General features: G+C 64.2%; 21 protein-coding genes. 17 read left to right on the top strand and 4 right to left on the bottom strand.

The annotated features are described in order from the left end of the window. Window positions 1-39 precede the first annotated feature (39 nt). From WN982_RS13270 to WN982_RS13225, 10 genes are all read left to right on the top strand, one after another. Window positions 40-1,302, top strand: a complete 1,263-nt coding sequence (locus WN982_RS13270; protein WP_341315788.1) for a type II and III secretion system protein family protein — start codon at window positions 40-42, stop codon at window positions 1,300-1,302. A 129-nt stretch (window positions 1,303-1,431) separates the two neighbouring features. Next, on the top strand, window positions 1,432-2,673 hold the full coding sequence (locus tag WN982_RS13265; RefSeq protein WP_341312446.1) for a fimbrial protein: 1,242 nt from the start codon (window positions 1,432-1,434) through the stop codon (window positions 2,671-2,673). Between the two features lie 3 nt (window positions 2,674-2,676). Continuing rightward, window positions 2,677-4,062 (top strand): CpaF family protein, encoded by a 1,386-nt coding sequence (locus WN982_RS13260; RefSeq protein WP_341312445.1) that lies wholly within the window; start codon window positions 2,677-2,679, stop codon window positions 4,060-4,062. Beyond that, the gene (locus WN982_RS13255; protein ID WP_341312444.1) at window positions 4,055-5,086 is read left to right on the top strand and encodes a type II secretion system F family protein; all 1,032 of its coding nucleotides are present in this window, start codon (window positions 4,055-4,057) and stop codon (window positions 5,084-5,086) included. Before WN982_RS13260 ends, WN982_RS13255 begins: the two co-directional genes overlap by 8 nt. A gap of 2 nt (window positions 5,087-5,088) precedes the next feature. After that, window positions 5,089-6,099 (top strand): type II secretion system F family protein, encoded by a 1,011-nt coding sequence (locus WN982_RS13250; protein WP_341312443.1) that lies wholly within the window; start codon window positions 5,089-5,091, stop codon window positions 6,097-6,099. Between the two features lie 11 nt (window positions 6,100-6,110). Then, a complete protein-coding gene (locus WN982_RS13245; protein ID WP_341312442.1) occupies window positions 6,111-6,983 on the top strand; it encodes a tetratricopeptide repeat protein in 873 nt (290 codons plus the stop codon). Window positions 6,984-7,009: 26 nt separating this feature from the next. Continuing rightward, window positions 7,010-7,387, top strand: a complete 378-nt coding sequence (locus tag WN982_RS13240) for a DUF3613 domain-containing protein (protein ID WP_341312441.1) — start codon at window positions 7,010-7,012, stop codon at window positions 7,385-7,387. Between the two features lies 1 nt (window position 7,388). Next, window positions 7,389-9,182: a TadG family pilus assembly protein gene (locus WN982_RS13235; RefSeq protein WP_341312440.1), complete on the top strand. Its 1,794-nt coding sequence runs from the start codon at window positions 7,389-7,391 to the stop codon at window positions 9,180-9,182. Between the two features lie 10 nt (window positions 9,183-9,192). Beyond that, a complete protein-coding gene (locus tag WN982_RS13230) occupies window positions 9,193-10,584 on the top strand; it encodes a sigma-54 dependent transcriptional regulator (protein ID WP_341312439.1) in 1,392 nt (463 codons plus the stop codon). A 47-nt stretch (window positions 10,585-10,631) separates the two neighbouring features. Next, window positions 10,632-11,339 (top strand): DUF2968 domain-containing protein, encoded by a 708-nt coding sequence (locus tag WN982_RS13225; protein WP_341312438.1) that lies wholly within the window; start codon window positions 10,632-10,634, stop codon window positions 11,337-11,339. A 562-nt stretch (window positions 11,340-11,901) separates the two neighbouring features. Here the strand turns inward: WN982_RS13225 and WN982_RS13220 are convergent. Further along, the gene (locus WN982_RS13220; protein WP_341312437.1) at window positions 11,902-12,102 is read right to left on the bottom strand and encodes a hypothetical protein; all 201 of its coding nucleotides are present in this window, start codon (window positions 12,100-12,102) and stop codon (window positions 11,902-11,904) included. Window positions 12,103-12,422: 320 nt separating this feature from the next. Here WN982_RS13220 and WN982_RS13215 point away from each other — a divergent pair, with 320 nt between their 5' ends. Further along, window positions 12,423-12,650, top strand: coding sequence for a hypothetical protein (locus tag WN982_RS13215; protein WP_341312436.1), 228 nt, complete (start codon window positions 12,423-12,425; stop codon window positions 12,648-12,650). Between the two features lie 20 nt (window positions 12,651-12,670). Here WN982_RS13215 and hfq read toward each other — a convergent pair whose 3' ends face one another. Next, window positions 12,671-13,183 (bottom strand): RNA chaperone Hfq, encoded by a 513-nt coding sequence (hfq, locus tag WN982_RS13210; protein ID WP_341312435.1) that lies wholly within the window; start codon window positions 13,181-13,183, stop codon window positions 12,671-12,673. Window positions 13,184-13,549: 366 nt separating this feature from the next. On the opposite strand from hfq, the gene WN982_RS13205 reads away from it, so the two are divergent. The 6 genes from WN982_RS13205 to WN982_RS13180 all read left to right on the top strand — a co-directional run bounded on the left by WN982_RS13205 (window position 13,550) and on the right by WN982_RS13180 (window position 17,946). Then, the gene (locus WN982_RS13205) at window positions 13,550-13,702 is read left to right on the top strand and encodes a hypothetical protein (protein WP_341312434.1); all 153 of its coding nucleotides are present in this window, start codon (window positions 13,550-13,552) and stop codon (window positions 13,700-13,702) included. A 16-nt stretch (window positions 13,703-13,718) separates the two neighbouring features. Continuing rightward, window positions 13,719-14,237 (top strand): sigma-70 family RNA polymerase sigma factor, encoded by a 519-nt coding sequence (locus tag WN982_RS13200; RefSeq protein ID WP_341312433.1) that lies wholly within the window; start codon window positions 13,719-13,721, stop codon window positions 14,235-14,237. Continuing rightward, window positions 14,237-15,061 (top strand): anti-sigma factor, encoded by an 825-nt coding sequence (locus WN982_RS13195; RefSeq protein WP_341312432.1) that lies wholly within the window; start codon window positions 14,237-14,239, stop codon window positions 15,059-15,061. Before WN982_RS13200 ends, WN982_RS13195 begins: the two co-directional genes overlap by 1 nt. 291 nt (window positions 15,062-15,352) lie before the next feature. Further along, on the top strand, window positions 15,353-15,904 hold the full coding sequence (locus WN982_RS13190) for a hypothetical protein (RefSeq protein ID WP_341312431.1): 552 nt from the start codon (window positions 15,353-15,355) through the stop codon (window positions 15,902-15,904). A 39-nt stretch (window positions 15,905-15,943) separates the two neighbouring features. Beyond that, window positions 15,944-17,521 carry an FAD-binding oxidoreductase gene (locus WN982_RS13185; protein WP_341312430.1) on the top strand — a complete coding sequence of 526 codons (1,578 nt, stop codon included), beginning with the start codon at window positions 15,944-15,946 and terminating at the stop codon, window positions 17,519-17,521. Between the two features lie 29 nt (window positions 17,522-17,550). Further along, window positions 17,551-17,946 carry a hypothetical protein gene (locus WN982_RS13180; protein ID WP_341312429.1) on the top strand — a complete coding sequence of 132 codons (396 nt, stop codon included), beginning with the start codon at window positions 17,551-17,553 and terminating at the stop codon, window positions 17,944-17,946. On the opposite strand, the gene WN982_RS13175 is transcribed toward WN982_RS13180, so the two are convergent. Together WN982_RS13175 and WN982_RS13170 are read right to left on the bottom strand one after the other, a co-directional pair. Continuing rightward, window positions 17,943-18,971 carry a DUF1571 domain-containing protein gene (locus WN982_RS13175; protein WP_341312428.1) on the bottom strand — a complete coding sequence of 343 codons (1,029 nt, stop codon included), beginning with the start codon at window positions 18,969-18,971 and terminating at the stop codon, window positions 17,943-17,945. The genes WN982_RS13180 and WN982_RS13175 overlap by 4 nt on opposite strands. Before the next feature lie 48 nt (window positions 18,972-19,019). After that, a complete protein-coding gene (locus WN982_RS13170) occupies window positions 19,020-20,801 on the bottom strand; it encodes an AMP-binding protein (RefSeq protein WP_341312427.1) in 1,782 nt (593 codons plus the stop codon). Window positions 20,802-20,906: the final 105 nt, after the last annotated feature.

The following is a 20,906-nucleotide window of genomic DNA, read 5'->3' as shown; positions in this document are numbered from 1 at the left end:
TCGCTTCAAGCGGCCCAGGCGGCCCAGGCGGCACAAGCGATGCCTTCGCAGACCATCGTACTGACGGTGGGTGCCCAGCAACCGCTGGCGACCGGCCATACGTTGCAGCGTGTCGCGATCGGTGATCCGTCTGTGGCCGACGTGCTGATCATCAAGGGCGAGAAGCGCGGCGGCGTGCTGCTGGTCGGCAAGGCGGCGGGCACCACCAATCTGATGCTGTGGGAGCGCGATCGCGATGTGCCGCTCAGCTACACCGTCAACGTGACCACCGCGGCCGCGGCGTCGCTGCTTGGCGCCGACACGCCGAGCGTCAAGGTGCTCGGCGGCACGGCGGTGGTGTCCGGCTCGACGGCGACGATGGAGTCGCATCAGCGCGCCGTGGTCGCGGCGGAAGGCTCGCTCGGCAAGGACGGCTCGGTGTTCGACACCTCGACGGTGGCCAGCCGCGCGGTGGTGCAGGTCGACGTGCGGGTGGTCGAGTTCAGCCGCTCGGTGCTCAAGGAGGTCGGCTTCAACTTCCTTAAGCAGAACAACGGGTTTACGTTTGGCTCGTTTGCGCCGTCGGCGCTGAGCTCGGTGTCGACGACGACGGGTCAGGCGCCGCAATTATCGGGCACGACGCCGATTTCGTCGGCATTCAACCTGATTTTCAGCTCCGCCACACATGGGCTGTTCGCGAACCTGAGCCTGTTGGAGAGCAACAACCTTGCGCGCGTGCTGGCCGAACCGACGCTGGTGGCGTTATCCGGCCAGAGCGCGAGCTTCCTCGCTGGTGGCGAGGTGCCGATTCCGGTCCCGCAAGCGCTCGGTTCGACCTCGATCGAATTCAAGCCTTACGGTGTTGGCCTCACGCTGACGCCGACCGTGTTGAGCCCGCAGCGCATTGCGTTGAAAGTGGCGCCGGAAGCGAGCCAACTGGATTTCGCCAATGCCGTGACGATCAGCGGTGTGTCGGTGCCCGCGTTCACCACGCGGCGTGCGGACACCACCGTCGAACTCGGCGACGGCGAGAGTTTCGTGATCGGCGGCCTGATCGACCGCGAGACCGCATCGAATGTCGCGAAGGTGCCGTTGCTCGGCGATCTGCCGATCATCGGCACGTTCTTCAAGCAACTGAACTACCAGCAAAACGAGAAGGAGCTGGTGATCATCGTGACGCCGCATCTGGTGTCGCCGCTCGCGAAGGGCGCGACCTTGCCGTCGACGCCGGGCGAGCAGTCCGAACAGCGTAACGGGCCGGTGTGGCGCTCGCTGCTCGGTGGCGTGGCGGCGCGCGATGCGGCACCGGGGTTTTCGAAGTGAAGCCGGCGGGCGTCGGGGCGACGCGCCAGATGAGTGGAGTGAGCCGGAGAGCGTGCGAACCGCGTGCGCGCACCGGCAAGCAGTACGACGCGGGGGCTTCACAGCCGATGCCGCAAAAGGACGTCCAACATGAACGCGAGAACGCATTCATTGACTGAACGGGCTGTTACCGATTGCTTCGTGTTCGCGTCGCTAGCCGAAGAACATGTGCATTGGCTCGCCGATACCCTGGTAGGCGCCGGTACGGTCGATGCGGCCACGCTCGATCCTTCGATGCTCACACAGCGCATCGCGACGCTGAACCCGTCGCTGGTGTTCGTCGACTTTTCCGGCGGCCGTGGTGCGGCGGCGAGTGCGGCATCGAGCGCGGTCCGCGCCGCCTACCCGAGCATGCAGATCGTCGCGATCGGCTCGCTGGCCGAGCCTGAAAGTGCGCTGGCCGCGTTGCGCGCCGGCGTGCGCGATTTCATCGATCTATCGGCGCCCGCCGAAGACGCCTTGCGCATTACGCGTCAGGTGCTCGACAACCTGGTCGAACCGGTCAGCCGCCATGGCCACGTCACCGCGCTGCTGGGTGCGCGCGTCGGCATGGGCGTGAGCACGCTGGCGGCGAATCTGTCCGTGATGCTGCAACGGCGCGACGTCGCGCAAGGGCGGAAAGCGGCATTGCTCGATCTTGGCTTGCCGGCCGGAGACGGCTCGCTCCTGCTGAACACGCGCAGTGAATTCAACTTCGTCGAAGCCGTGCGCAATCTGCGCCGCTTCGATCAGACCTTCGTGCATACCGCGCTGTCGCACCACACCAGCGGCCTCGCGCTCACCACGCTGCCGCCCAATCTCGCCGACATGCGCGAGGTCTCGTATTCGTCGTCGATCGGTTTGCTGAACCGGCTGCGCGCGTTCTTCGATCAGCAGATCGTCGATCTCGGCGGTTTCACCAACAGCGAATTCATCGCCCACGTCGTGCAGGCTGCCGACGAAACCTGGCTGCTGTGCGATCAGGGCGTGGCCTCGATCGTGTCGGCGGTCGGCGTGCTCGACGCGTTGCGCGAAGAGGGCGTGGATACCGGCAATGTGCGCTTGATCGTCAACAAGTTCGACGCCGACCTCGGTCTCGCTGCCGCGCAGATCGCACAGCGTCTGGACATTCAACTGCTGACGACGCTGCCGGAGCGGCGCGTCGCGCTCGGCCAGGCCGTCAACCAGGGACATCTGCTGGCCGACGCCGCGACGCGCGATCCCTACGTGCGCGCGCTCGAGCCATTGATCGAACGGCTCGGCGGCGGCGCCTGCAAGCCGGCGCAAGCACGCGGCAAGTCCACGCTCGGCGCGCTCAAGCGCTTCATTCCAACCACTCACAAGCGGTCATAGACGATGGCAAAAGAGATCGAATTTGCCGACGACGCGCCTTCGTTCGCGCATAGCCAGCAGTTCCAGGACATCAAGAACGCGGCGCACGAACATCTGCTCACGCGTATCGAGGAACTTGGCTCCGAGTTCGGCCGCTGGTCGCGAAACGCGATCAATCAGTTCGTCGATCTGGAGATGGACAGCTTTGTGCGGCTGCGCCGGATTCCGATCAACGAAAGCGAAGTGCGCCTGATCGCCGAGGCATTGACCAAAGAGCTGGCGGGTTTCGGCCCGATCGAAGATCTACTCAGCGATCCGGCCGTCGAAGACATTCTGATCAACGGCTACAACGACGTGTACGTGTCGCGTCACGGCATCCTGACCAAGATTCAGGTGCGCTTCGCCGACAACGCGCATCTGCTGCGCATCGTGCGGCGGATTCTCGCGCCGATCGGGCGGCGCCTGGACGAATCGAATCCGATGGTCGATGCGCGTCTGCCGAACGGCGGGCGCGTGAACGTGGTGATCGAACCGCTATCGATCGACGGCCCGATCGTGTCGATCCGCAAATTCCGCAAAGACCCGCTGCGTCCCGACGATCTGCTCGGCAACGGCACCTATAGTCCGGAAATCGGCGCGCTGCTCGAAGCGGCGGTTGCCGCGCGCTGCAACGTGCTGGTGTCGGGCGGCACGAGTTCGGGCAAGACCTCGCTGCTGAACGCGCTGGCGTTTCATATCCCTGAGCCGGAGCGGGTCGTGACGATCGAGGACACGGCCGAACTGTCGCTGAACCACCCGCACGTAGTGCGGCTCGAAAGCCGCCCGGGCGGCTTCGACGGCGCCGGTGTCGTGACGATTCGCGACCTGTTGCGTAACTCGTTGCGGATGCGGCCGGATCGCATCATCGTCGGCGAAGTGCGCGGCGGCGAGGTGCTCGAAATGCTGCAGGCGATGAACACCGGCCACGACGGCTCGATGGGCACCGTGCACGCCAGCTCTCCACGCGAGTGTCTGTACCGGCTCGAAATGCTCGCGGGTTTCGCGGGCTTTCAGGGCACCGAGTCGAGCCTGCGCCGCCAGATCGCCAATGCGATCGACTTCATCGTGCAGATCGGGCGGCTCTCGAATGGGCGCCGGCGGATTCTGTCGATCACAGAAGTAACGGGGCTGTCGGACAACATCATTGCGACCCAGGAGTTGTACCGCTACGAGCCGGTCGTGACCGCGGAGGGTGACGAACTCGACAACTGGGTGTCGCTCGGCATTCATCCGCACTCGCCGAAACTGGTGCGCTTCCGCCAGGCGCTCGGCGGCGGCGAGCAGGGCAATGCGTTCGGCAACGCGGGTTTCGGCGGTGGCGGATTTGGCGGCGGCAGCGGTGGCGGCTTCGGTGGAGGCTTCAATGTCTAGCGTGGTACTGGTCTGCGCGGCGCTCGCGCTGCTGTGCGCAGCGAGTGCGTTGCTGCTATGGCAACGTAGCGCGCATCGTAAAGACCAGGTGAGCGCAGAGCGTTTTATCGATAGCCGCATGGCGTCGGCGATGCCGGGGACCGCCGGGGCGGGCGGCATCGCGAGCGGTGCCGGCGGGCCACGCGTGGCGCCGGCGCGCGCGGCTGCCACGCCTGCCGCGATCGCGCCACAAGCGCCGCCGGCCGATGCAGGCTGGCTCACGCACTGGCGCTACCAGGCATCTCGCGCGCGCTTCATGCTGCAACACGCGATGGCTCGCGCGGGCATCGTCAACGCCAAGGAGCCCGCGACGATCGCCTGTGCAATCGTGCTGCTGCTGTGCGGCTGGGCCGCGAGCGTAGGCGGCGTGCTCGCCGCCGGTGCGACGCTGACTGCGTGCGCCATGTTCCTCTATTTTCTGCTGACGGTGCGCATCAACAAACGCCGTCAGCTGATCGTGCGGCAGTTACCACTGTTTCTCGACGGCATCGTGCGTTTGATTACGCTCGGCAACAGCGTGCCGGCCGCGTTCCAGGCGGCGTTGCAAACCACCGAGGCACCGCTGCGCGAATGTCTCGACCGTGTCTCGCGGATGCTGCGCACAGGCGTCGAAATCGATCGCGCGCTGTATCAGGTCTCGGTGATCTATGGGGCGCGCGAACTCGAACTGGTCGGCGCCGTGCTGCGCCTGTCGGTCAAATACGGCGGCCGTGCCGACGTGATGCTCGACCGGATGTCGTCGTTCATGCGCGACCTCGAACAGGCCGAGCGCGAACTCGTGGCGATGTCGGCGGAAACGCGGCTGTCGTCATGGGTGCTCGCGATGCTGCCGATCGGCATCGGCGGTTTCCTGATTCTTTCGAATCCTAAGTATTTCGCGACGATGTGGTTCGATCCGGCGGGGCGGCAACTCGTGTATCTGGCGTTCGGTTTGCAGGCGCTTGGCGCCTATCTGCTGTACCGCCTCACGAACCTGAGGGAATGACGATGCAAGCCCCTCAACTCGTCGCACTCGCGCTCGCATTGGTTGCGCTCGCGCTGCTGCTGATCGCCGGGTTGGTGTTGGCGCGCATTGCCGCGGTGCGGCGCAGCGAACGCACGCTCAGGCATGCCCTTGACGAACGCGCGCTGCAAAGTGCGGCGCTGGCCGCCGCGGCTGCACGTGGTGCTGATGGCGCTCCGGGTGTGACGAAAGCGGTCGCGCACAACCCGCGGCCCAAGGGTTTCAAAGGCCTGCTCGAGCGCTTCGCGCACACGGGGATTCGCTGGCTCGACACGCCGCTCGGGCGCCAGATCGTCGCTGAAGAAGACCGTCGGCTGCTGGAGCAGTGCGGCTTCGTGGACACGCGCACGCGCGGGTTGTTTCTGGTGGCGCGGATATTGGGCGCGCTGGTGCTGCCGGTGCTGGCAGGGACCCTGACGCGCGAATATGTGGATGGTCCTCACTACGTGATGCTGGTGATCATCGCGATTGCGGTGGGCTTCATGGTGCCGAAGATCGTCCTCAGGCGCCGCGCCGCTAAGCGCCGCCGCGGCGTGGTCGACGAATTGCCGTTGCTGGTCGATCTGCTGCGCCTGCTGCAAGGCGTCGGCTTGTCGCTCGATCAGAGTTTGCAGGTGATGGTCAGCGATTTCCGCAGCGTGTTGCCGGTGCTGTCGAGCGAGCTGGAAATCGCACAGCGCCAGTTCGCCGCGGGCCGCACCCGCGAGCAATCGCTGAACCGTCTGGCGTCGAGTTACGACGACGAGGATTTACGCGCGGTGGTGCGCCTTCTGGTGCAGGTCGACCGGCACGGCGGCGCCGTGCAGGAACCGCTCAAGCAGTTCGGCGACCGCCTGCGCGAAACGCGCCGGGCGATGCTGCGCGAACGCATCGGCCGTCTCACGGTGAAGATGACCGGCGTGATGATCTTTACGCTGTTGCCCGCACTGATGATCGTCACGGCCGGCCCGGGCGTGCTGGCTGTTTCGCATGCGCTGCGCTCGATGCACCACTAAGGATTCTTGTAATGGCTCACTCTCTATCGTTCGATTCGCTGGCGCGTACCGCCTATGACGCCGCGCGCTGCGCCGCGGCGCTGGCCGCGTTGGCTCTGCTCGGCGCGTGCGCGTCGAAAGACCTCGTGGGCTACGGCGTCGGCCCGCAGGCCGAGCGCGCGGCGCTGGCTCAGCAGGCCAATCGCGATCCCGCGCCGGACACGCCCGGCATGTACCTCGGACTGATCGACAAGATGCAGTCGGAAGGGCTGTATTTCGCGTCGCTCGCGCATATCGACGCCTACGAAAAGCAGTATGGCGTGAGCCCCGATACGAATCTGCTGCGTGCCGACGCGCTGCGCATGACCGATCAGCCGGCCGCCGCCGCGACCGCGTACGGCCAACTGCTGAAGACGCCATTGGCCGCGCGCGGTTACCGCGGGCTCGGTTTGATCGCCGGCGCGGCGGGCGATTTCGCGGGCGCCGCGCAGGAACTTCAACAGGCCGCGCAACTCGCGCCGACCGATGCGGTGACTTTGTCGGATCTCGGCTATGCGCGGTTGCGCAACGGCGACGTGAACGGCGCGCGGGTGCCGTTGATGAAGGCCGCGGAGCTCGATCAAAACAATCCGAAGATCGTCAGCAACGTTGCGCTCTATCTGCTCGCCAACGGCGACCGGGCGCAGGCGCTGGCGGTGATGAATCGGCAGAAACTCACACCGGATGTGCGCGCCGCGATTCGCAGCGATGCGGCGAAGGTGGCCGCCGCGGGGCGTGCGCAAGCACGCAGTCTGCAAGCGCAACCGCAACAACAGGTCGGGCAGGCAACCGCGGGCGTGGGCACGGTCGCGAGCGCGCAGGGCGTTGAACCGGCCCCGCGCGTGCTGCAACGCTTTGCGCAGTGACCGGTGGCGTAATCAGGGGAACGGATATGAAAAACAGATCAACGAAGCGGGGCTGGATAGTCTCGATGCTGGGCGTCGGCGTGATGATGGGCATGGCCACTGGGGCCTTCGCGCAGACTGGCGAGCCGGCTCAGCCCGCTCAGCCGCCGGTGCGGGCAAGCGAGGTGGGTCACTCGACGCGTGCGTGGCTCGAGCTGCAAAGCAGCAACGCCCAGGCCGCGCCCGCGCTGCCGATGCTCGGCGCCGAAGCAGGGCTGGCTTACCGGCGCTATATGGAATCGTTCAAGAGCAAGATTCCTGATCTGTATGGCTCGGCGCTGAATAACGGGAGCGGCAGCGGCGGCAATGGCGCTGGCGGCGGCATGTCGGGTGGGCTCGGCGCCGGCGGCGGTGGTGCGTACTGACATGCACAGACGTCAATCATTCGTTGCCATGGCCGCTCGCTGTCGGCGCCCGCTTTCCGGGCGGCGCGGCAGCGCGGCGATGCTCGCCGCGCGCCGTCAGCATGGCGCGGTCGCGGTGCTGGCGGCGATCTGGCTGAGCATTGCGATTGCGGCGTTAGGCGCGCTGGATGTGGGCAATGTGTATTTCGCGCGGCGGCAGTTGCAGCGCACGGCGGATCTGGCGGCGATGGCAGGCGTGCAGGTCATCAGCAGTTCGGGCGGTTGCGCGACGGCGACCGCGGCCGCGCAGCAGAATGCGACCGCGAACGGTTTCTCGGCCGACGGCACCACCACGACGCTCAACACGACCTGCGGACGCTGGGACACGAGCTCCAATACCTACTTCGGTACGAGTGGCAACCCGCTCAATGCGGTGCAGGTGACGACGAGCCAGGTCGTGCCTTATTTCTTCGTCGGACCGTCGCGCACCGTGACCGCAACGGCCACCGCGCTCGCGTCCAACATCGACGCGTTCTCGCTCGGTACCGGTATCGCGACGATCAATACGCAGCAATCGGCGCTGCTGAACGCGATCCTCGGTGGCTTACTGAATACCAGCGTGTCGCTCAGCGTGGGCGACGTGCAGAGTCTGGCGACGGCGCATATCAAACTGGGAGATCTGATGGTGGCGCTGGGCGCATCGACGATGCAAGGCCTGCTCGCTACCACGGTGAGCTATCAGAACCTGATGGTGGCGATGGTCAAGGCGTTACAGGCCGGCGGCGATACCGTTGATGCGGCGATTCTGCAGACGCTGGCCGTCGCGATTCCTGGTGGTCAGAACATTACCGTGGGTGACGGCGGTGCCTCCGCTCCCGGGTTACTCGCGCTTGGGCTCGCTAATCCCAATGCCGCGACAACCGCGACCATCAACGCTTTCGATGCGTTGCTGGTCGCCGCGCAGATCGCGCAGCGCAGTCCGGACGGAACGGTGGGTAATGCACCGGCAATTAACGTGACGGCAGGCCTCGCCGGTGTGGCCAGCATTTCGTTGCAGATCGTCAATCCGCCCGCGCTGGCGGTGGGCGAGGGCGGCACGACGACGGTTAATGGCGTCACCACTGCCCGCACGATGGCGCGCACGGCGGTAGCGAATGCGACTATCAATTTGCAGAACCCGCTGCCGCCGCTGAATCTGGGCGTCGCTGCGATCTCGGTGCTCAGTTCGCCGCTGGTGGTGACGTTGGCGCTCGCGCCGGGGACCGCGACGCTGAGTTCAGTCGATTGTGAAAGCATCAAGGCTGCCACCAACGCCACGATTCAGGTTTCGCCGAGCATTGCATCGATCTGTCTTGCCGGAAATGCATCGTGCAGTGGGACCGTCAATCTAGCGTCCATCTCGGTGGCAGGCGTTAACTTAGCGAATGTCATCTTGCATCGCATCGGGCCGATGTGGCCCGGGCCCGGCACGATCACACCGCTGGTTTTCAACGGCTCGTCGGGTAGCTTCGACTCAACATTGAGCGCCAATTCCAACGCGATCGGTAGCGACGGAGCCGTCTTGACCACGCAACTGCTTGCGGCATTGCCCGGTGCCCTGGACGTTTCGGTCTTCAATAATTCCTTCGATCTGTCTTCGCTCACCTCACCGATTCTTTCACTCGTGGGGAGCACCTTGACGCCGCTACTCCAACCCGTCTTCGGCCTGCTCGACACCATCGTCGTCCCGACGCTCTCGCTATTGGGCGTGCAAGTCGGCACTGCCACCGTCCACAATATGTCGCTGACATGCGGCGTCTCGCAACTGGTCAACTAGCGTAACCAAGATGAGAACCACCACCAAAATCGAGGAACTCGATATCTACGTCTGGGAAGGCAAGGCCGACATCGTCGACCGGGTTGCGCGTTGCATGGCGAGCTTCGACGTCGAAGTGATCCGCGCGGACGATATCGCGATCTCGCCTGAACGGACCGCCCTCCGGCCGTCGCTGGCCATCATCAGCGTGTCGGTGATCGACAGCGGCGCGCTGATCCTGCGCGACTGGCAGGCCGCACACGGCATCCCGGTGGTGTGGGTCGGCGCCGCGCCGCGCGACCACGATCCGGCGATGTATCCGTCCGAGTATTCGCACATCCTGCCGCTCGACTTCACCTGCGCCGAGTTGCGCGGGATGGTCATGAAGCTGGTGCTGCAATTGCGCGCGCATGGCGCCAAGACGCACGAGTCGGACGCGATGATCGCCAACTCGGAGTGCATGCAGGCATTGCTGCACGAAGTCGACACCTTCGCCGACTGCGACACGAGCGTGCTGGTGCACGGCGAAACCGGCGTCGGCAAGGAGCGCATCGCGCAACTGCTGCACGAAAAACACAGCCGCTACGGGCAGGGGCCGTTCGTCGCGGTGAACTGCGGTGCGATTCCGGACGGCCTGTTCGAATCGCTGTTCTTCGGCCACTCGAAAGGCTCGTTCACCGGCGCGGTGGTCGCGCATAAAGGCTACTTCGAGCAGGCTGACGGCGGCACGCTGTTCCTCGACGAAATCGGCGATCTGCCGCTTTACCAGCAGGTCAAGCTACTGCGCGTGCTGGAAGACAGCGCGGTCACGCGAATCGGCTCGGCCACGCCGGTGAAGCTCGACTTCCGGCTGGTGGCGGCGACCAACAAGCATCTTCCGCAACTGGTCAAGAACGGTACCTTCCGCGCAGATCTTTACTACCGGCTTGCGGTGATCGAGTTGAAGATCCCGTCGCTGGAAGAGCGGGGCGCGGTCGACAAGATTGCGATCTTCAAGGCGTTCATCGCGCAGATCGTCGGCGCGGGGCGGCTCGCCGCTTTGCCGGATCTGCCGTACTGGCTTGCCGACGCGGTTGCCGACACCTATTTTCCTGGCAATGTGCGTGAGCTGCGCAATCTCGCCGAGCGCATCGGCGTGACCGTGCGCCAGATCGGCGCGTGGGATGCGGCGCGTTTGCAACGGCTGCTGGCGCTTGCGCGCACCAGCCAGCCGGTGCCGGCCGAGAGCGCCGCGGAGGTGCTGGTGGACCGTAGCAAATGGGACATGGCCGAGCGCAACCGCGTGCTCGCCGCGCTCGACGCAAACGGTTGGCGCCGGCAGGATACGGCGCTCTATCTCGGCATCAGCCGCAAGGTGTTGTGGGAGAAGATGCGCAAGTACCAAATTTTCGATGAAGAGCCCGAAACACGCGAAAGTGAGTAATAATGAGACGGTTGTACTAAAACAAAAACTGTTCAAGCAGGAATTACATGGACCGAAAGTCGAAACTACGACAGATTGCCCTGGTGGCATTCATCGCGTTGGGGGCCGTGCAGGGCGTGAATGCGCAGGCTCTGCCGGATAGCGGCACGAGCGCTGGTGTTCTTTCCCTGCCGGGCGCGACGACGGCGTTGCCGGCTACTTCACAGGCGCAGACGGGTGTGCTGACGCCGGACGAAGCGAAGCAATCTGCCGCGGGGAATGTGGCGGAATTGCAGCAGATGATCCACGGGTCGGATCTGAGCGAATTGCGCACGACGTACAACGGCAGCTACGGCGCGAGCTTGCTGTTTTATGGCAAGGAGATGACGTACTACGTCGCGCTGTTCCAGCAAAAGAATTTCTGGCGCGTGATCAAGACGCAGGATGCGACGCGTGCCGACATGATCTACAAGGATTTTGTGCGCCAGACGTTGCAGCTATCTGGCGTCGAGATTCGCCGCACGCAGCTGGAAGCGCAAAAAGCGTTCACGGAACGGATGATTGCGTTGTCGCAGGATCGCGCGAACCGCCTGCAGGCTGACCTGGATGTTGCGCGTCAACAGCAGAACATTGTCGCGAGCCAGCAGCAGCAAACCCGCGCCGAGGCAACGACGCTGGCGCAGCAGAAGGCCGCAGCGCAAGACCAGTTGCGCGCAGCACAGCGCCAGGTACGCGAGTTGCAGCGTCAACTGGAAACAGGCTTGCCGTCGCACTGAAGCGTGCAACCTGGCAGGAAGGGGGCGAGGGCGGAGAACCGCCCGGCCCGCAACAAAGGTGACGCCCTCGCCAGCAGCCTGATCCGCCGATCCCCGCAGCGCAGAAAACCCCACTGCTTTCCAAACAGACCCGATCTCAACGCCCGGGCAGCCATCGGCAATACCCACGCTTTCCCAGACAGACACGCGCCAGCGTCGCACGCAATGCGAAGCGGGAAGAAACCGGCTACCCATCGGTTTTAGAAGTACCGCCACGGCGCGCGCAGCGCCGCCGGAAGAATGACTGCTTTGTCACAAGCGCGGAGTGCGCGAGGGCACGGATTCCAGATGCTCCACTACCGTGACTGCGCGGGGGACCGCTTAAAAATTAGCGGTTTGAGCCGCTTTCTTTGGCCTACTTTTCTTTGCGGCCGGCGCCCCGAAGGAAGTCCACTTGGTGGACAAAGAAAAGTAGGTGCCGCCCCGCACAGGGGCAACGCCAATAAACCAATAAGAAATCAAGGAAAGGCCAACGCCGAAAAAGCGCAGTCAAACGGCGCCGCAACGGCAAAAAACCATCGCTCTAATGCCGCTTCTTCCCGCTCTTCGGCGAGTGCGCATCTGGCGAATGATGCGGATCAGTAAGATCAACAGCAATCGGATCACTAGCAGGAAAACTTTCATCAAGAGCCTCATCGAGGCGACTCTCCGCTGACTGAGCGGGCGGCCTCACTTCTTTGACCTTAACTTTGACATCGGTTGTATGCGGCTTCGGCTTAGACATGACGTGCTCCACTTCGAAAGTGTAGAGAAAGTGTCGTTAGTCCAGCATAGCGCAAAGCCAAACCGGCCGAACGGCCAGCAGAACATTTCCCCAACACCGGTAAGCATTTCCTTCAAAAGAAAACACCCGGCCAACGCAGTTAAAGAACGCAATTAAAGAACGTAGTTAAAGCAACCTTAAAACCCCGTCGCTCTACCTCGTCTTCGAGTGTGTCGCCAAACAAAAAAAGAAAAGCAAAAGGCGAGGCCAATCAAAACCGCGTGCCGCCCAGCGGCATCTCCAGAACGGGGTAGCGCAAAAAAACAAGGCAGCGCAACAATATGGAATCCAAGACCCCTGTACAGACGCAGCGCTTCAACGCATCACACGTAGTGGAAGCGGAATTGGAACATCTGGATTGGGCAACACGGCAACCGGCGCTGCGCATGCTGGACGCCGGCTACTGGCGGCGCCGCGTGCTGGCGGTCAAATGCAGATTCGAACTGACGCAGCTGCAGATCATGCGGCTGGAGAAGATTCTGCAGCGGCTCGGCTTTCCGTCGGAGTAGCCTGCCGCTGCGTGAGCAGCTTATTCGTTACCGCCGGTGGCGCCACCATTGCCACCATTGCCACCGTTACCACCACCATGATTGCCGCCTTCGCCGCCACCCGTGCCGAACAGGCGCCGGCGACGCGTCACGACCACCGGTCCGTCCGACGTGCTGCTGCGCTCGGACGATGCCGGGCGGTCCGAGGACGGCTGCGCGCCATACGACTCGCGCGGTTCACGCGGTTCGCGGGTCTCACGATGATCGCGCGGTTCACGCGAGCCGTGCGGGCCGCGCGTGGTGTGCTCGCCGTGCGAAGGCCGTCCGGCGCGCGGCGCCGGACGCGTGCCGGTGTCGAGCTGGATCGTCGAGATCGCGCGCTTGTAGATGCCTTGCAGGCCGACAGGCGTGCGCAGCATCACCAGATACTGATCGAACGACTCGATGCACCCCGTCAGGCGAATGCCGTTGACAAGGTAGATCTCCACGCGCTTTCGTTCTTTGCGCGCTGCGTTCATGAAGTCGTTTTGCGGATGCGATTCTGCGGAAGCCATGGACAATTCAGGTTAGAAAAACGGTTGTTCGCCGCGATTCTACCCTGTGTGGGGGCGGAACGCGTCGGCGGGCGAACTGCGTCCACTATAACGGCTTGCGCGCACATAAGCATCTGATAACTATTGACTGTAACGTTGAGTTACGAATCTGCGGATGAATGGCGGTTTTCGTGGCGGCGGTGGCGCGTCGCCGCTGCGGATGGCGGAAAAAGATGGCGCCTCGCGCCGAAACGCGCGGAATAAACCGGCGTCCGCTTGCGTTAAGTCAGCATGGCAGCGCTGCATATCGCACGCGGCCGACCAGGTCCCGGCCCGGACGCGCCAGCCGCCGGCTGCGCCGGCCGAAACGTAGTCAGGAGATACACCATGAAAGCAACCCGCATTCTTTCCACCGTCTTCGTGCTGTTCGCACTGGCGTTGGGCTCGCTCGCGACGAGCGGCTGCACGTCGGCGACCGATAGCAGCGCGTCGAGCCCCAGCGGCAGTGGCGGTAGTGGCGGTGGCGGCGGCGGTTACTGAGCATTAAGCGCGCCGGGTGAACTTCGAAGCGGAAGTGATTTCGTGGCTCCCGCAGTTGCGCCGCTATGCGCGCGCGCTGACGGGCGACCGCGCTTGGGCCGACGATCTGGTACAGGATACGGCGGAGCGTGCGCTTGCGCGCTGGACGGCGTTCCGGCCGAACAGCAACCTGCGCGCGTGGCTGCTGACGATCCTGCGGCATCTGTACATCGATCAGTTGCGCGGACGCCGCGAGATCGCCGTCGACGACGAGAGCGCGCCGTGGCGCAATCTCGAAGCGCCGCACGGCGAAGTCGACGGTCTGGTGCTGCGCGACCTGCAACGCGCGCTGTATTGTCTGCCGGTCGAGCAACGGGAAGTGCTGCTGCTCGTCTGCGTGGAGGAGTTGACGTACCAGGAGGCGTCGAGCGCGCTCGGGGTGCCGATCGGTACGGTGATGTCGCGGCTGTCGCGTGCGCGTGAACACATGCGCGTGCTGCTTACCGAAGGTCCGGCGCGTAAAAACCCGCCGCTGAAAGTAGTGAGAAATCCGTGATGAACAACGACGACTACGATTCCGGCTTGCCCGAGGGGCTCGATTTGCGAGCGCTGTCGGCGTTTGTCGACGGCGAGTTGCCGCACACGCAGCGCGCCGCGATCGAGGCGCAGCTGGAGCAGCATCCGCAGGCCGCCGCACAGGTGGCCGCGTGGCGCGCGCAGAAGACGGCGTTGCAGGCGCTGTGCGGTGCGGCGGCGCGCGAGGAGCCCGCTTTCATCGTAGTGCGGCAGTCCACGCCGTGGTGGCGGCGTGCCGGCCTCGCGGCGTGCTGGCTCGTGGCCGGCGCCGGTCTCGCGCTGGCGTTGGGGCCGCTCGCGCCGCGTCTGACGGGCGGTGCGTGGAGCGGGTTGGGCGGGTGGAGTGGTTTCGGCGCCGCTCCGGCCAGCTTCGCCCAACGCGCGGACATCGCCTATGCGGTTTATACGCCTGAGCGGCGTCATCCGGTCGAAGTCGCGGCGAGCGAGGAAGAGCATCTGATCAATTGGCTGTCCAAACGGCTGAACCGGCCGTTGTCGGTGCCGTCATTGCAGGAATATGGCTATTCGCTGGTGGGGGGACGTCTGCTGCCGGGCGAAGCGGGACCGGCTGCGCAATTCATGTACGAGAACCAGCACGGCGCGCGCCTCACGCTGTACATCACCGGTATTTCGCGCGACGAAACCGCGTTCCGCCTGTTCCGCGACGGCAACCGGAGCACCTTCTACTGGGTTAGCGACCGCATGGGCTACGCGTTGTCCGGGCCGATCGCCGAAGGCAAGCTGCGCTCGATCGCCATCGAAGTGTGTAGCGCCCTCGGCGGTAAGCCGGAATCGTGGCAGTAACGCCGTGAGCGCAGTAAGCAGTTTGCGGTGAGCGCCGGCCTGCTTGCTCGCGTTGCAACACTCGGTAACAGAAAAGCCCTCGCGCTCGCGGGCCGCCGGCGGAATAGCGTCGCGCGGCGCTTCGTTTACTCGTTGCAGGACCGTGCCGTCGCGGCGGCGTATAAGTATGCGCAGATACGCGCAGGTACGCGCGCACGGCGCGGTCTCGAGCGAGGCAAACCGACAGGGTCTTCACGGTGTCGACACGCCCCCTGGCGAGTCGCAACGCCGGCGCGTCGAGGCAGCGAAATCATGCTTACTTTCCATCAATTCGGCACGGGGCTATGCTCCGGCATATGTTGCCTGTGTCTGAGCACCGGTTGTGCGGCGCAGTACGATGCGAATGCCCCGTTGAACGACACGCCGCCATGCCGCATCGTCGCAGGGCAGGCGGAAATCGACGGCGTCATGCAGCAGATTACCGGCCGCGCGTGCCTGCAGCCGGACGGCACCTGGCAGATCGTCGAAGGCGGCGACGGCACCGCGCTGGCATCGTACCCGGCGCCGGCCTATTACTACGACCCATGGTATTGGGGGCCGCCGGTAGTGTTCGGAGGCGGCGTGTCGTTCGTCTTTGTCGACCGCTTTCATCACCATCATCATATGGATCATGTGCGTATGGATGGCCACGGCGACTGGCGCGGCGGCCACGGCGATTGGCATGGCGGCCACGGCGACTGGCGCGGCGGCCACGGCGATTGGCATGGCGGCCACGGCGACTGGCACGGCGGCGGACATGGCAGTACCGTGCCGATGCAGGGAGCGGGCGGCATGTCGCACGGCGGCGGTGGGATGCATCGTTAGCTTGCCGCGGCTCGCACATCGCGCCGCAAAGGAGACGCTTTGACACGCAGCTTGCCGCCGGAAGTTTCAGCCGCTCAGTTCGATCGCGCGCTCGCCAGCTGGCGCTCGATCGTCGGCGAGGCGCAGGTGGTGAGCTCGGCAGCCGGGCTCGCGGCGTATCTCGATCCGTTTGCGCCCGGCGAGCGCGAAGCGTTCTCTGCGTCCGCCGCGGTGCTGCCCGCATCGGTCGACGAGATTCGCGCGGTACTGCGCATTGCCAATCAATATCGCATTCCGTTGTGGACGGTCTCGACCGGCCGCAACTTTGCGTACGGCGGCGCGGCGCCCCGTCTGCCGGGCTCGGTGGTGCTGGATTTGCAACGGATGAACCGGATCATCGAAGTGAACGAGACGCTCGCCTATGCGCTCGTCGAGCCGGGCGTCAGTTACTTCGATCTGTATGCGCATCTGCGCGACAAAGGCTACAAGCTATGGGTCGATCCACCCGCGGCGGGTTGGGGCAGCGTGGTCGGCAATACGCTCGAGCGCGGCTTCGGCTATACCGCGTATGGCGATCACGCGGCGTCCCAATGCGGTATGGAAGTAGTGCTCGCCAATGGCGACGTGCTGCGCACGGGGATGGGCGGCATCGAAATCGGCACGGCGTGGCAGTTGTATCAGCCGGGCTACGGGCCGTCGTTCGACGCGATGTTCATGCAGTCGAACTACGGCATCGTCACCAAGCTGGGCGTCTGGCTGATGCCTGCGCCACCCGCGTATCTGCTCGGTGAAATCCAGTTTCGTCACGAGCAGGATCTCGAAGCGATCGTGGAAATCTTGCGGCCGCTGCGGCTCGATGAAACGATCCGCAACAACGCGGTGATCGAAGGCGGTCTGCGCCGCGCCGCGGGTTTGTCGGCGCGTGCGCAGTGGTACGACGGCACAGGCGCGATGCCCGAGAGCGCGGTGGCGGCGATGCTCGACAAGCTGAACGTTGGCCGCTGGAATCTGCATTTCGCACTGTACGGCACGCCGGAATTGATCGACGCGCGCTATGCGATCGTGCAGCGCGCGTTCGCCCGCGTCCCGCAGGCAAGACTCTCGGCCGTACGCTATGCAGGCGATGCGCAACCCGCCGCGGGCGGCGACCGCAACCAGGCCGGCATCCCCGCGATGAGCGCGTTCCGCATGCTCGACTGGCGCGGCGGCGCGGGCGCGCATGTGGACTTCGCGCCGGTCTGTCCGGCGACCGGGCGCGACGCGCTGCGTCAATACACGATGGTGAAGGCGCGCGCCGCGGAATACGGCTTCGATTACTACGGCGGCTTTACGGCGGGCGTGCGTTATTTGCATCACATCTTCGCGGCGATCTTCGACCGTGACGACGCGAATCAGGTCGAGCAGGCCGGCGAGTTAGTGCGCTCGCTGATGAGCGATGCGCGCGCGGCCGGTTACGGCGAATATCGCGCGCATCTCGCGTATATGGATTTCGCCGCGGCGCAGTACAGTTTCAACGACGGCGCATTACTGCGGCTCTCGGAAACGATCAAGGACGCGCTCGACCCGAACGGCATTCTTGCGCCGGGCAAGCAGGGCATCTGGCCGGCGGCGTGGCGCGACCGGCGCGGGTATACCTGACACGCGCGACGCGATGGCGTAACGAAGCAATGGACCGACGCACTTTCATGATGACAGGCGCATGGTTTTCGACCGCGGCGGGCGGCGCGTGGCCGTGGCTCGCGCATGCGGCCGCTCGCCGCAATACGTTGGCGGTGGTCGATTCCACACTCGCGTCCGGCCGTTCGTTCGCGGACTACGTCGCACAATTGAACCTGCCGGCATTCGAAACGGGCGACGATATCGGCTTGCTCTGGTACACGACGCTTGCGCCGCGCCTGTCACGAACCCAGGCATCGCTGATCGGTCTCACGCGCGCATCCGATTACTTCGTGCTCGAGCAGCTTGCAACCCGCACCGGACGCATGGTCGAGCACAGTCACGAGCAGGGCGCGGGACGCGTTGCGCACGTGGCCTTCGTGCTTGCACCGCGCCTCGCGCGCTAGAAACTGTACCCCTTGTTCTTCGGATCGAAGGCAATGTCGTCGAACGTCTTCGGCGTGATGGTTTCGAAGACGATTTTCTCGAAGAGCCTGCCGTCGTTATCGTAAGACTCGACCGTGCGGAAATACGGGTGCCGCAGATCGAGCCCGAGCGTTTCCTTCTGCGCGTAGAACTGCGGCTGGCCGGTGGGCGATTCGAAGGTGAAGGCAACCGCGCGTACGCCGTCGATCGTTTTCACGTCCACCTGGTTGGAGCGCGGCAGGCCGGCCTCGATGTATTTCCTGCCTTCGGCGAGGTACTGACTGGCAATGAACTCGGTGCCGAGGTCGCGCACCTGATGGTTCGATTGCGCACGCGCCAGTGTGCCGGCGGTCGACGTCCACAGCGGCATCACGTTCAGTATGCCGCCGAGGTGGCCATACATTTCGTCGGTGCGTTTGGACTCGTCATAGATGATTTCCTGGCCGGCGTGCGCCCCGTCGGGCAGCCACTTCGCGTAGATCCGCAGTGGGTCGTGCGCGATGCGCACCAGCATGTGATCGGCCTTGTCGGGCCACTGGCCGTGAACGCGTTCCATACGCGACATCGTGAACTCGTAAGACGGATAGCCGTTCGGTCCTTCCTTGATGTAGCGCGGCAACGCAAGCGGATCGAGCGACTTGAATAGCGCGACCAGTTGCGCGTCGTCGAGCTTTTCCATCGCGCCGCTTTGTTGCGCGGCGCGCAGCCACTTGACCTGTTGGTTCAGCGTGAGTTTGCCGACCTGTGCCGAAGGCGTGGCCGGTGCTTTGACCGCGTTGGCGGTATCGAGCGCGGGCGGCGTGTCGTCGTTCTGCGCGAACCCGGGCATGGCCGTCGCGCCCGCTGCGAATGCACCTATCACTAACACACGTAACGATGCGGCACGTAATGACGCTCCCAGCGAAACCCCCGGCGAAGCACGCGGCACGGTGACGTCCGACGGCAAACGGGCGAGGCGCATGAAGGCCGGCGAGCGGCGCGAACGTGCGGACGTGCTGTGCTTCATGAATCTCTCCGTAAGGTAGCCTGGGGTGGCGCGGGCGCGCCTTGCCCATCAGGCAGGCTTTTGCTTCGCGAGTTCCTCGTCGCGCAGCGCGCGGCGCAGGATCTTGCCGACATTGGTTTGCGGCAGCGCGTCGCGGAACTCGACGAGTTTCGGCACCTTGTAGCCGGTCAGGTTCTTGCGGCAGTGGGCAATCACCTGTTCTTCGGTCAGCGACGCATTGCGCTTGACGATGAACACCTTCACACGCTCGCCGTTCACCGCGTCGGGCACGCCGATTGCAGCGACTTCGCGCACGTCGGGATGCATCGCGATCACGTCTTCGATTTCGTTCGGGTAGACGTTGAAGCCCGACACCAGGATCATGTCCTTCTTGCGGTCGATCAGGCGGATGAAGCCGCGTGAATCCATCACGCCGATGTCGCCGGTCGCGAGCCAGCCATCGGCATCGATCGTCTTGGCAGTTTCTTCCGGACGATTCCAGTAGCCTTTCATCACCTGCGGACCCTGCACGCACAGTTCGCCCGCTTCGCCGATGTTCGCCCACGTGCCGTCGTCTTTCCTGAAACGCACTTGAGTGGACGGCGCGGGCAAACCGATCGAGCCTTCGAAATCGCGCAGATTGGTGAGATCCACGGGATTCATCGACACGATCGGCGAGCATTCGGTCAGCCCATAACCTTCGATGATCGGCTTGCCGGTGACCGCCTTGAAGCGATCGGCAACCGACTTCTGCGTGGCCATGCCGCCGGCCATCGCGAGTTTGAGGTTCGAAAAGTCGCGCTTGCAGAATTCTTCGTTTTCGAGGAACGCGTTGTAGAGCGTATTCACCGCCGTCATGCCGGTGAATTTCTCGTGACGGATGATCATCATCACGCGCTTCATGTCGCGCGGATTCGCGATCAGGATGTTGCGCCCGCCGAGTCCCATGAAGATCATCGCGTTCACGGTCAGCGAATAGATGTGATAAAGCGGCAGCGGCGTGAGCACCGTTTCGATGTCGCCGCTCAATTGCCCCTCGGACCACGCCTTCGCCTGCAACAGGTTGGCGATGATGTTCTTGTGCGTGAGCATCGCGCCTTTGGCGACGCCGGTGGTGCCGCCGGTGTATTGCAGGAACGCGATGTCGTTGTGCGTGGGGCGAACCGGTGTCAACGGCTGCGTGTAGCCGATCGCGAGCGCTTCGAGCAGCGGCACGGCTTTCGGCAGGTTGTACTTCGGCACCATTTTCTTCACATGGCGCAGCATGAAATTGAGGAAACGCCCCTTCAGATTCAGGCCGTCGGCGAGCAGGTCGCCCAGACCCGTGACGATGACGTTCTGCACCTTGGTGCCGGGCAACGCCTCTTCGACGGTCTTCGCGAAGTTCTCGAACACGATGATGGTTTGCGCGCCGCTGTCCTTCAATTGATGCGCGAGTTCGCGCACGGTGTAGAGCGGATTCACGTTGACCACCACGGCGCCGGATTTCAGCACGCCGAACAGCGACACCGGATACTGAAACGTGTTCGGCAGCATGATCGCGACGCGCTCGCCCGGTTTCACGCCGATGCTTTGCAGATACGCGGCGAACGCCGTCGCCTTGCGGCCGAGTTCGCCATACGTCAGATTCGCGCCGACGCTCACGTACGCAACGCGTTCGCGGAACTGCGCGATGCATTCGTCGAAGAACTGCACGACCGACTCGTATTTCTGGACGTCGATTTCGTGCGGGACGTCCGCCGGATACGACGCGTACCAGATGCCGTCGGTGTTCGGCGAGCGATTCGCCGCACCGGATGAAGGTGCGGATTCGGCAGCGGACGAGAGCGGGTCGTGCGTGGGCTGGGTCATCGGTCGTCTCCTGAAGCAGTGCTTTCGTATGTTTGTGTGCTGGTCTTGCGGCCAGTCATTGACGCAGTGATCAAAGCGGTCGTTGAGTTGCTCATTGAGTCGCTC

Source organism: Paraburkholderia sp. IMGN_8, assembly GCF_038050405.1.
GTDB lineage: Bacteria > Pseudomonadota > Gammaproteobacteria > Burkholderiales > Burkholderiaceae > Paraburkholderia.
This window is presented reverse-complemented; position numbering and strand designations above follow the sequence as displayed.

What these genes read in the sequence shown, in the direction of transcription:
- WN982_RS13190 (WP_341312431.1), top strand. Translation starts at nt 15,353, where the DNA reads ATGCTTACTTTCCATCAATTCGGCACGGGGCTATGCTCCGGCATATGT.
- WN982_RS13195 (WP_341312432.1), top strand. Translation starts at nt 14,237, where the DNA reads ATGAACAACGACGACTACGATTCCGGCTTGCCCGAGGGGCTCGATTTG.
- WN982_RS13235 (WP_341312440.1), top strand. Translation starts at nt 7,389, where the DNA reads ATGCACAGACGTCAATCATTCGTTGCCATGGCCGCTCGCTGTCGGCGC.
- WN982_RS13230 (WP_341312439.1), top strand. Translation starts at nt 9,193, where the DNA reads ATGAGAACCACCACCAAAATCGAGGAACTCGATATCTACGTCTGGGAA.
- WN982_RS13265 (WP_341312446.1), top strand. Translation starts at nt 1,432, where the DNA reads ATGAACGCGAGAACGCATTCATTGACTGAACGGGCTGTTACCGATTGC.
- WN982_RS13175 (WP_341312428.1), bottom strand. Translation starts at nt 18,971, where the DNA reads ATGAAGCACAGCACGTCCGCACGTTCGCGCCGCTCGCCGGCCTTCATG.
- WN982_RS13180 (WP_341312429.1), top strand. Translation starts at nt 17,551, where the DNA reads ATGGACCGACGCACTTTCATGATGACAGGCGCATGGTTTTCGACCGCG.
- WN982_RS13270 (WP_341315788.1), top strand. Translation starts at nt 40, where the DNA reads ATGCCTTCGCAGACCATCGTACTGACGGTGGGTGCCCAGCAACCGCTG.
- WN982_RS13170 (WP_341312427.1), bottom strand. Translation starts at nt 20,801, where the DNA reads ATGACCCAGCCCACGCACGACCCGCTCTCGTCCGCTGCCGAATCCGCA.
- WN982_RS13245 (WP_341312442.1), top strand. Translation starts at nt 6,111, where the DNA reads ATGGCTCACTCTCTATCGTTCGATTCGCTGGCGCGTACCGCCTATGAC.
- WN982_RS13220 (WP_341312437.1), bottom strand. Translation starts at nt 12,102, where the DNA reads ATGTCTAAGCCGAAGCCGCATACAACCGATGTCAAAGTTAAGGTCAAA.
- WN982_RS13260 (WP_341312445.1), top strand. Translation starts at nt 2,677, where the DNA reads ATGGCAAAAGAGATCGAATTTGCCGACGACGCGCCTTCGTTCGCGCAT.
- WN982_RS13215 (WP_341312436.1), top strand. Translation starts at nt 12,423, where the DNA reads ATGGAATCCAAGACCCCTGTACAGACGCAGCGCTTCAACGCATCACAC.
- WN982_RS13205 (WP_341312434.1), top strand. Translation starts at nt 13,550, where the DNA reads ATGAAAGCAACCCGCATTCTTTCCACCGTCTTCGTGCTGTTCGCACTG.
- WN982_RS13225 (WP_341312438.1), top strand. Translation starts at nt 10,632, where the DNA reads ATGGACCGAAAGTCGAAACTACGACAGATTGCCCTGGTGGCATTCATC.
- WN982_RS13255 (WP_341312444.1), top strand. Translation starts at nt 4,055, where the DNA reads ATGTCTAGCGTGGTACTGGTCTGCGCGGCGCTCGCGCTGCTGTGCGCA.
- WN982_RS13250 (WP_341312443.1), top strand. Translation starts at nt 5,089, where the DNA reads ATGCAAGCCCCTCAACTCGTCGCACTCGCGCTCGCATTGGTTGCGCTC.
- WN982_RS13240 (WP_341312441.1), top strand. Translation starts at nt 7,010, where the DNA reads ATGAAAAACAGATCAACGAAGCGGGGCTGGATAGTCTCGATGCTGGGC.
- hfq (WP_341312435.1), bottom strand. Translation starts at nt 13,183, where the DNA reads ATGGCTTCCGCAGAATCGCATCCGCAAAACGACTTCATGAACGCAGCG.